Annotated in this window: 14 protein-coding genes; 6 read left to right on the top strand and 8 right to left on the bottom strand. The window is 51.5% G+C overall.

The features are described 5' to 3' along the window. Positions 1–527 precede the first annotated feature (527 nt). The 3 genes from AC1XDK_RS29495 to AC1XDK_RS29485 form a co-directional block, all read right to left on the bottom strand. On the bottom strand, positions 528–956 hold the full coding sequence (locus AC1XDK_RS29495; protein ID WP_483353596.1) for a DUF7539 family protein: 429 nt from the start codon (positions 954–956) through the stop codon (positions 528–530). Between the two features lie 187 nt (positions 957–1,143). Beyond that, the gene (locus AC1XDK_RS29490) at positions 1,144–1,431 is read right to left on the bottom strand and encodes a hypothetical protein (protein ID WP_483353595.1); all 288 of its coding nucleotides are present in this window, start codon (positions 1,429–1,431) and stop codon (positions 1,144–1,146) included. Next, entirely contained in the window at positions 1,432–1,794 is a 363-nt protein-coding gene (locus AC1XDK_RS29485; protein WP_483353594.1) for a hypothetical protein, read from the bottom strand. A 588-nt stretch (positions 1,795–2,382) separates the two neighbouring features. On the opposite strand from AC1XDK_RS29485, the gene AC1XDK_RS29480 reads away from it, so the two are divergent. Beyond that, a complete protein-coding gene (locus AC1XDK_RS29480; RefSeq protein ID WP_483353593.1) occupies positions 2,383–2,778 on the top strand; it encodes a DUF7344 domain-containing protein in 396 nt (131 codons plus the stop codon). 195 nt (positions 2,779–2,973) lie between these two features. After that, entirely contained in the window at positions 2,974–3,252 is a 279-nt protein-coding gene (gene ddfA, locus AC1XDK_RS29475) for a DdfA family disk-determining factor (protein ID WP_483353592.1), read from the top strand. Between the two features lie 18 nt (positions 3,253–3,270). On the opposite strand, the gene AC1XDK_RS29470 is transcribed toward ddfA, so the two are convergent. Further along, a complete protein-coding gene (locus AC1XDK_RS29470) occupies positions 3,271–4,107 on the bottom strand; it encodes a TrmB family transcriptional regulator (protein WP_483353591.1) in 837 nt (278 codons plus the stop codon). Between the two features lie 474 nt (positions 4,108–4,581). Beyond that, positions 4,582–4,911, bottom strand: coding sequence for a DUF7344 domain-containing protein (locus tag AC1XDK_RS29465; RefSeq protein ID WP_483353590.1), 330 nt, complete (start codon positions 4,909–4,911; stop codon positions 4,582–4,584). A 146-nt stretch (positions 4,912–5,057) separates the two neighbouring features. On the opposite strand from AC1XDK_RS29465, the gene AC1XDK_RS29460 reads away from it, so the two are divergent. From AC1XDK_RS29460 to AC1XDK_RS29450, 3 genes are all read left to right on the top strand, one after another. Further along, positions 5,058–5,549: an Lrp/AsnC family transcriptional regulator gene (locus tag AC1XDK_RS29460; RefSeq protein ID WP_483353589.1), complete on the top strand. Its 492-nt coding sequence runs from the start codon at positions 5,058–5,060 to the stop codon at positions 5,547–5,549. Positions 5,550–6,238: 689 nt separating this feature from the next. Next, positions 6,239–6,901, top strand: coding sequence for a helix-turn-helix domain-containing protein (locus tag AC1XDK_RS29455; protein WP_483353588.1), 663 nt, complete (start codon positions 6,239–6,241; stop codon positions 6,899–6,901). 211 nt (positions 6,902–7,112) lie between these two features. Continuing rightward, positions 7,113–7,502: a DUF7344 domain-containing protein gene (locus AC1XDK_RS29450; RefSeq protein ID WP_483353587.1), complete on the top strand. Its 390-nt coding sequence runs from the start codon at positions 7,113–7,115 to the stop codon at positions 7,500–7,502. A 66-nt stretch (positions 7,503–7,568) separates the two neighbouring features. Here the strand turns inward: AC1XDK_RS29450 and AC1XDK_RS29445 are convergent, their stop codons facing one another. From AC1XDK_RS29445 to AC1XDK_RS29435, 3 genes are all read right to left on the bottom strand, one after another. Next, positions 7,569–7,949, bottom strand: coding sequence for a DUF7344 domain-containing protein (locus tag AC1XDK_RS29445; RefSeq protein WP_483353586.1), 381 nt, complete (start codon positions 7,947–7,949; stop codon positions 7,569–7,571). A 78-nt stretch (positions 7,950–8,027) separates the two neighbouring features. Next, positions 8,028–8,351 (bottom strand): DUF7344 domain-containing protein, encoded by a 324-nt coding sequence (locus tag AC1XDK_RS29440; RefSeq protein ID WP_483353585.1) that lies wholly within the window; start codon positions 8,349–8,351, stop codon positions 8,028–8,030. Between the two features lie 500 nt (positions 8,352–8,851). Next, on the bottom strand, positions 8,852–9,166 hold the full coding sequence (locus tag AC1XDK_RS29435; protein WP_483353584.1) for a DUF7718 family protein: 315 nt from the start codon (positions 9,164–9,166) through the stop codon (positions 8,852–8,854). Positions 9,167–9,355: 189 nt separating this feature from the next. On the opposite strand from AC1XDK_RS29435, the gene AC1XDK_RS29430 reads away from it, so the two are divergent. Beyond that, on the top strand, positions 9,356–9,718 hold the full coding sequence (locus tag AC1XDK_RS29430; protein WP_483353583.1) for an HVO_A0114 family putative DNA-binding protein: 363 nt from the start codon (positions 9,356–9,358) through the stop codon (positions 9,716–9,718). Positions 9,719–9,727: the final 9 nt, after the last annotated feature.

Below are 9,727 nucleotides of genomic sequence, written 5' to 3'. Positions count from 1 at the left end.
CTAATACGTGGGGCCGTCGTAGCCAACGAACGATGCGGTCACATCGTCATGAAACGCAATCGTTCATCGACTTCATGTAATCTTACCTCTAGGATCATCCCAAAAGCTGTCAAGTGTGTGGGAACGAAGCCCAGTCCCGGTCGGAGTGGCGAATCGAAAAGCGCGATGACGATGGCCTCCATTTCGTCCATACTTGCCCAGAGTGTAGCGCGGAGGACAACGTGTTTCTCAACCTCATGCCGGAACACGAACGCGCTAAGTGTTAGCGAACACAACTGGGGTCCGAGTAATACGCATCGAAGATAAAGTGTACTTGCCTTTCGAGGCGTCAACCCTATGTGAACGTGATAATCGGGGTTCTGTTAATCGTCGCTACCTCTTTTCCTCCTCCATCCCGATATTGGCTGGAGCGAGTATTTCTCGCCATCTGGGAATTAATCAAGTGGAAAAGGCAGAATTGAACACAGCGTTCGCTGATTTCCGGTGTTGGGCCTCCCTTCCTCAGAGAGCAAGTAGAGTGGGATAATTCACCTCTGCGTCTGGCGAATGAACTCATCGAGTCGTTCTCCTATGAGTGTCGCAACGCGCTCGCTATATTGCCAGAGTGCTGCATTGAGTCGCTCTTCGGTCTCGTCATCGATACCATCGTCTCCACGAAGAACGGAGTCTTTGGTGATTTGAGGGTGATATACACAAACAATCCCGACCGAATTCTCCGAACTTGTGGTCCTAGCGGTATGGATTCCGTATTGATCGGTACCCCACACGCCATCGCCACCGTGCCGTTCCATCACGGAGTCGAGGGCATCGAGACGTTGCAACTCCTCGGGGTCGAGAAGTGAAGTATCACCTTCGAACAATTCACTGAATGCCTCTATTCGGGCACTGTTTGTCCATTGTTCCAACTGGGAACGCGCTCGCAGTACGAGCTCTCTCTCGTCTGGGAATTTTGCCATACTTCCTAGAAGAATGGCCAGGTCAATCAACGTTCGTACGACGCCTCGGTCGGTGGGCATGGTGACAGCGGCCCTGAACTGAGCGAGAAAATCTTCGCTCGTGTTCACTATCGTTGGTGTCTGTACTCGAGTATTCGGAAGAATGGACTCTTTCTAGAGACCTCAATGAGAGACGAATTTTCGCTTCTTAGTCGTCGTGCGGAACGCTACTGTTCATCAAATGGCCCCCACATTGGGAACATCTGCTAGTGTCTTCAGGATCTTCGATGCCGTCACCGCAGTCCCGACACACGTATAGGGTTGACTCCAAAGGAATCGAATCACCGTATTCTTTGGTCGAGATAGTGACTGCCACGTACTGTTCGTCGCCGAACGGATGCGATTCGTTGTTGACGATGAGCCACGGTCGTTGGCTATCTTCGCCCAGTTTGAACGGGTCCGAACTTCGAACCACATCGCCACGTTCCGGTTGCATTTATTCGTCTCGCTCGCTTGGATGCGGTTCGTCCGGAGCGACTGCGTCCCACTCGTCAGGTTCGATCGCTCCTTCGTCTTGATTGAGCCGTTCCGTGATCGTGTGGAGCGCATACGCGTCTGCAACCCGATCAAGATCGTTCGTTATCGCCCAGTACTCTCCTCTGTGTCGGACGAGTTCACGCTGTTTCAACCGCGAGAGGGCTGTCCCAACTGTGTTCGGATCTTCGTCAATACTGGTAGCGATTTCCGACCGGGTGAACGCTTTATCCTGGTTTGTATAGAGATAGCCAAGTACCTGTTGAGGTATGCTTGGGCCACTTGGGAGGTCCCCGGCTTCGAACTCCTCAATGCGAATAGGCATACGCTGTACTTGGTGTGCTGAAGTTGTGATCCAGTAGATGGTCACTATCAGCAGGTATTCGTAGCTCATTGGCTGAAACCGATCACCACGTAAGGGATTCAACACGGCCGATTCACTCGAATCAGGGATTCGACCGGCGAATTGCACGGATGATTTGAGAGATGGGCAACTATTCTTCACAGAGCCCTGTCATCGCACGATCAGCGACATAGAATCTACGGTCGTGTCTCATATATTAATCGAGATCGTAGGAAAGTAGTCTGAATTCTGGGATTTCACCGGGTTTCAAGGTGCGTGATTAGTTCTATAACCAACATAGAACGTGCGACGGCAGTGAGATCAACTTCACGAATTTGGCCGATTTAGCCGATTGACTTCCTGTGGGCAGTATAAGCGGCAGTGCAATTGGAGGATGACCAGCCTCAAGAAAGTCTGATATTTTCTCTACGGATAAAGCGGCTCTTGTCCGCCGAGAAGTCCATTGTTGACTGGTGGGAACATTGGGTCCTCCAGACTGAGCCATAAGCTCTACTTACAAGGCGCCCCTTTTACGCAAGACAGATCGGAGCAACAAAAACGAATGAATTGGTGAGTGAAGACCCCTTCGGGGTTGTCAAGCCTGATGGTTGCCGCTCCTGTCTCACAATGAGGTGTCCTATGTCCCCCAATACGGCTCATCATCCAAAGATTTCGCTCGGATCGCTGTTCAACCTACTCGCCAACCCCCATCGGCGGTATACCATGTACCACCTTGCGACGATGGACGGTGAGACTGTCAAATTCCCAAACCTCGTTGCGGCTCTACGTGAGTACGTCGATACCCCGCCTGAACAGCTTGAGACTGATCTCCGCCACATCCATTTACCGAAGCTGGCCGATTACAATCTGATTGGGTACGATGAGCGAAGCGAAACGATTCGCTACCGTGACGGCGAGCGTGTCGAAACAGTCCTTGAGTTTGCACAATCCGAAGAAGAGCTCTGAGGAGAGAGCAGGCAGAGCGGTGCGAGTGTCGTTGCTACGCCTTTAGAGGGTTTTCTGTGGGAAGTCGTCCAACAGTTCAGCTGAGATATCCACAGGTTATATTAGGCATACGCCAGTAGACTGTAGCGAACGAAATAGCGGGTAAATCCATCGTATTCCCGGTTTATTACCGCTATTTCCAAGAGAACTTACCCTATGGACTCGACGGATTCTAACGATCGGCCACCTGCTGCATCGCCAGACTCACTGAGTACGCACGTGCTGATCACCGTCGCAGACGCGAAGGGATGTCCGACAGAGGAGCTCAAGCCATTGTACGAGGTGATCAACCCGGAAGCCCTGGATGAACTCTTTGCGCCACGAACCAATGGCACGACGCGAGCAGACGGCTCTGTCTCGTTTCAGTATGACGGGTACCGGGTGACAGTGACCAGCGAACACGATGTCGAACTCGAACTCCTACAAGACGACTGAGGGATAAGACACGAGCAGTCATTCGTCGCCGGGCATTTCAGGATCATCAGCCGGCTGTAAGCCGGTCGCCATCAGTCGTCGGGCAATCACCACAATCCCATTGTCGAACCCCCGCCCAAACACCGCTTTTTCCGTCTCAATCCCACCAGTGTCCGTCTCATGCACCGAGCTCACGAGAATTGTGTTCTTGTCAATCAATAGTAGCCGACTGATCGTCGTATCGTCGGTGGCCTCAAAGGGTGAACTGTGCAGCCACTCTAACCCGGAGACGAACACTTCTGCATCGGGCAGTGCCTCTGCAATGTGCTTGCGGAGCTCCTCGGTTTGTGTGCCAACCAGCACATCGAGACCGGTGTCCAGTGCTTCTTGGAGCTGTTCAAGCAACCCGTCAGTAATAACTTCGTCCCGCCCGACGATGAGCACGATCTCTCTCCCCGCGGCATCGATGAGTTGTTGAGTACGATTCGAAATCGCAGTGGTCCCTGAGAGCGCCCAGACTTCGTGCGTAATTTCCTCATCACCATCCGGAATCGCGGGTTCGATGTTCTCTATCGCCTCGATGAGTGTGTCCGTCCGCGATTCGTATTCTTGGCGCAGCGTCTCGGCGGCCTCCTCGATTGGCACGGCGCGGAATTGCTGGGGATTCGAATGCTGGATCTCGACAAGCCCTTTGGTTTCTAACACTCGGATTGCATCATAGACGCGTGTTCGCGGTACGTCGGAGGTTTCACTGATCTCTTTGGCCGTCCCTTTCGGGAGGCGTGCTAATGCCACGAAACACCCTGCTTCGTACTCTTTCAAGCCAAGTTGTTGGAGCAGTTCGATCGATTGTTGGTGATTAGATAAGTCCTTCATGGGTCCCAACCATTTGCCCGGGAATGCCGGGCTTGTTCATACCGTTCTGTCGTTGCTCACAAGACAGTTGTTGTTGAAGCCACCGAACTCGCCCAACAGCACTGTCCAGCATAAATGAGGCTATGCGCGTCGATACGTATCAATGGCACTCATCTTCGAACGGTCATATTGCTAATTCACCAGTGATCACCGCACTCACTCGGATAATCACACACCTTAGTTCTTGAATGCGCAATCTATTGCGATATGGCTGCTAATTTCACAGTAGTGTCGAGAGTGTGTTCGGTGAGATCAGCAATAGGCGATGCAAATTTCTGCACTCACTACTCAGATATATAATCAGTAACCCAGATAATCACAGTAGGGTTATACCAGACGACCACGAAGGACGACATGGTACGGAGTTTTGATGGGTCCCAACCAATCGCCACTCCGTACCCGAACTGCCACACCAGTGGCAGTTTCTCAAGCGAATTAGTCGGGCGGGCCATCACCTGACTGTGTATCGTACGTTTCTGTGAGTGTGTCGAGTAACGGTTCAATCTTGTCGAATTGCGGGCCTTTTCTCACATCACCTGTCTCTTGATTCCAGGTGATGAGGCCATGATCTTCTAATCGCGGCAAGTGCACATGGTACAGTGCACTTGTGTGCTCTCGATCGCCACCATTTGTCTCTCCAGCGTTCATAGAAACAGTGGACGTGTTGTGCGTGTTGTCTTCGTTGAGTGTGTGGAGAAGCTGGCGCCTCTGCCTGTTAGAGAGCACGAAGAGTTTGGTATCGAGTAGCATGATTTTCGTCTCCATATTGTGCTGTGTAGAGTTAAACAGCGTATATTTCCCACATTATTCGACGTTTGAGGAACCGGGTGAATCCATGACTAAGAAAGCTGCTCAGATGCCACTCAGATACTCGCACATATTCTTTAGGTCTTTCCGATCTTCTCTAGCGTATGAGTCGAGGACTCGACAACGTTGATCAAGGCATTCTCTATCATCTCCAGCGAGACGCACGGAATACAACGACCGAAGAGATTGCTGAAACAGTCGGTGTCTCCGCGAGCACTGTCCGGAACCGGATTTCGCAACTCGAAGAAGACGGCATTATCAGGGGCTATCATCCCGAGATTGACTATGAAGCCGCCAACCTTCCGCTGCGCGTGTTATTCGTGTGTACCGCGCCCGCAACCGAACAAGGCGAATTTGTCCAGAAGATACTTGCTGTGCAGGGTGTGGTCGATGTACGCGAGATGCTTGTTGGGAAACGAAATATCTACGTGGAAGCGGTTGGGACGAGTACCGAGGATATCACGCGCATCACGGACACACTGCACGACTCTGGCGTTACGATTGAGAGTTCCGAGATCATGCGCGAGCGGCATATCCAGCCATTCGACCATTTCCACTTTAGTGAGGAAACCGTAGAGGAGCGACGAGAAAGCTAATTTTCAACTCTTTCAATTGCGCAGTTCACACTTTCGAACGTCTATTTTGCTGGATTTGCACAGCGACTCTGCTGCAGAACAATATCTGCGACTTTCGTTTGATTGGTATAGAGAGCTCGTGGAGATACGAGAGGACGAAACGTCGACGTGGATTAGCAAGTATATCGAATACAGTATTTAATGAAGGGTCTGTCCCATCCCATGTCTCCAGATTACGTGATGGTGAGTTCGAATACGAGTTCGGCGAGGCAGATCACGGGACGACGTTCACCCGCTGACTGACACCCTCGACACCTCGCAACACTGCGAACACTTCACTACACCCAAGTGGTGGCTTGTCTGCGAGGACTGCGGCGGTCGGATTCCCCCGCTATCGACGCTCGAAGACCGTCCGTAACCCGGAGCAGTACTGCTGTAATGAGTGCGGTGGTTCACTCCATGTCAAGGAGGGCGATGGCCACTGACCAGTTCTCATTTAAGTAGTTCTCGCGATAAGGAGTAGATACGAGGAAGATTTTCGCGGGCTGCGGCTTGTGCTTGGCTTCTCATTGGTGCCTAGGATTCGGTGGTAGCGCAAAGGTTAGTATTGTATACAGACTTAACAGTTCGAACTGCTCTCTTATTTTCACTCTTTCCTCTACGCTAGTCATCACAGACAAGTCTACACTGTTGGGTGCCGTACAGCGTCTATGAGTATTATCGCCGAGTTCACCATCAATTCCAACGAGTTTATGTTCGGTGCATCAATGGCGAAAATCCCAGATACGACGATCGAACTCGAGCGGATCGTCCCGACATCAGACGCTGTCATGCCGTTTTTCTGGGTCGACAGCGATGTCTTTCCGGAATTTGAGACACAAGTTCGTGACGATCTCCACGTCGATGACCTCATAGAACTCGACCGCATCGGGGAGAGTCGGCTGTACCGGGCAGTGTGGACCGAGGAAGTGGATTCATTACTAGAGGGGCTTGCACAGACCGAAGCAGTCCTTCTCGAAGCTTATGGGCGTGAAAACTGGGTGTTCCGGGTGCGGTTTCAGAGCCACGACCGATTAGCAGAATTTTACAATTATCTCACAGCCACCGATATCGATCTGCATTTAGATCGCGTCTTCTCTTTAACAGAGAAGGACAGTGGTGGCTATACGCTCGGACTTACCCCCGAACAGCGAGAAGCATTGGTGATGGCGTACGAACGGGGTTACTTTGCAACACCGAGCGAAATCACCCTCCAAGAGATGGCCGATGAATTGGATATTTCGTCGCAAGCGTTCTCGAAACGGATTCGGGGCGCTGAACTGAAGATGCTCAACCAGTTTCTCAATTCGATGGACGCCGACGCGACTGATTAGTTTCCACTAAATATCCATTCGCTAGCTCACGTTCGAGACAACAGTGTACAATTTGCTGTCTCTACGCCGACGGAACTCGCATCCGGCTCGCATCCACTTATAAAAGACTTCGCACAGCAACCCCCGAGCAAAAATATGGTTGCACTATAACACTAAACTGTCTCTTAGTCGGTAATACAACCACCAGACAGAAACGGAGTGCTCCATACAGATGACTTCAGATGAACTATCGAAGAGCAGTAGTACCACTCGAGGAGACGGTGACGACCAGGGAACTAACCGAGTTTCTCTCAATACACTATGTAAATTACTCGCAAATGTGCACCGCCGCCACATCCTTCTTTATCTCTCCGAACGCGCGAAGACGACAATTTCCCGTGAGCAGTTGCTTGATCACCTGACAGAACTCAGCGATGGGTCACATGAGGACACTCATCGTCAACTCGCGATTCAATTGCAGCACGTCCATCTTCCAAAGCTCGCGGATCATGGGCTGCTTGAGTACAACGAGGCAACATACAGCATTTCGTACACCGCCGATTCGCGCGTCGAAAAAATGCTTGACGTTGTTCAGGACATCTCCAGCGAGAAAGAGAAATAATCGACCGTCGTGAATGGTAGTACTCTCTATGGACGACTACACCAGTGAGTGGGTCGCTTCGTTCACTCACTCGTAGATATCATCAGGATCGCCATCTGCAATAGCTTCTGCGACCACTTCGAAGTGGGAGGACGATGTATCGAGCGTAACCATCTCTGATCGTTCGTCAAAGAAGAGGATTCCAGCTGCCGCTAACTTCGGAATGTGTTTGTGATAGAGCGACATGCGGACGCGTTCGATGAACTCTGCAGACACTGTCTCAGGTGCCATGTCGGCTTCCCACGCAGCAGTCTTTCGTGCGAGTGTTTGCAGTTCAAAGGGATGCTCTGTTTGATTGAGACGATGGAGAAGATACCGACGGCGGGGATGCGCAAGAAGTCGTAAGAGTTCTTTTTTCGTGAGTTCGACCGAATCGGTGTCTGTGTGATGGTGGTCGTGTGGTTCCACGCTGCATGACTACAGAACAGCAACGCTATTTTTGAAGAATGGTTGGAGACACAACCGGTTTAAATGGGAAACAGTGGACTAGGGCCAATCGGCGGGTAATTCGTCAGCATGGTTGCTCATCAAGGTGAGCAGTGGCGCAATCTCATCGAAGTTCGGCCCCCGACGAATTGTCTCCGTGCCAGGGTTCCACTCAATATAGCCCGCGGCGGCTAGTTTCGGGAGATGGACGTGGTGAAGCTGCGTTTTCAGTGCTGTGAGCTCGTCGTCCGGAGCGTCTGGCGTGAATTCATCTTCGTCGCGTGGATTGTCCTCTAACACTGCTAGCAGGATGCGGCGGCGGTGTGAAGAACTCAACATGTCGAGGCCAGTGTCGAGTGGCGTGGAAGTGGTCTGTTGTCTCATGGTCGTGTGACTGGTGTTGCGGAACATATTTACTAGAATGCGTTCCGCGTGCCGATCACGCGAAGAGAACGAGGGAGTAACCCTGCACGGCCGGTGAATCCGGCTCAAGCGGCCCCTTTGTCAGTGGGGCACAAACACACAGTGGATACGTATGATTCCGTATTTATATACTCGGTCTCTCTGACGGATAAGTCTATGGGGCAACACCTCCGGACGAGAGACTTAATCCATTCCCTCCGTAGTGAGCACGAGAAGAGATTCATGTCGACGAGGGCCGACACAGCCGATGATGCGGTCATCGTTCTTTCAGAGAGACGCTCATCGGTCGCCGTCAGTGACAGTCCGTACGCTGATCTACAGAAGTCCGTCTCCTGAACGAACCCAGCCCTCTTCACAATCACTCGAGATCGCGTGTCTCCACACCCGCTTAGTGCAACATGAGGCAGTGGATACTCTCCAGGAGTACCTTTGTGGGGGTATACAGTTGTAGCAAAAATGTGTTAGCCCCAATTTTTCTCAAACTGTTTGGCATAGCGGGGCCAGTACTCCTCGAAGTGATCGATGGCTTCCCAAATGTCCCACTCAACGGGCTTCTTATCTTTCGGATCACGAAAAAGGCGGTCCATATGAGTATATCCATGGGATGTATCAACACGAGCGATATCGATACTTCTCTCAGTTGAGGCGTCTTTGTAGTATACATTCACAGAAAAGTCGTCAGGGTCGAAGTAGTCTGGGGTCCCTCGGACCGCCATAAGATACGTTCGCCCCCGCCACGTCCCAAGGTTGTCCTCAAAATTCTGGGGTCCGGCCATTATTGAAATTCTCCTACATAAGCACATATCCCGTAGCTATTTAACTGTTGACCTCCTAAGTCATCATAGACCAAGGGGACAACCCTTCACTGGAGTTGGTCGAGATAGCCATGAAAATCAGAAAACAACCGTGTGATGCCAGGGAAGGCGTATCGTCAGAACACCGCAGCCAGACGGGAACGGATTAGGATGAATCAGAAAACAAAGTTCATTCGGCGAGTAGCGGAAGCTGGCTTCGACGATGTGTTGCTACTCTCCCGCTCAACCGCCGAAGAAGTGCTCACGGAAAAAAGGATGGAGCTACTCGACGAGATAGCTACTGACGATCTCGAATCAATGCGAGATCTCGGTCGCCGTGTTGATCGAGACATCAGTATCGTCAAACGCGACCTTGACATCCTATACGAGGCAGGAGTTGTCGAGTACGAGCAAAACGGCCGTGCAAAGCGGCCAGTGCTTGCTCACAAGAACGTGTTCGTCAAACCCGTTGTGTTCGAAGGTGAGCCAATGGAGGACGCAACCAACCACACTGGCGAGATAGCTGCTGACTAAGACGAATTT

It is taken from the genome of Haladaptatus sp. HS23, from assembly GCF_056892285.1.
The sequence above is the reverse complement of the archived record's forward strand: the minus strand, read 5'-3'. Positions and strand labels throughout refer to the sequence as shown.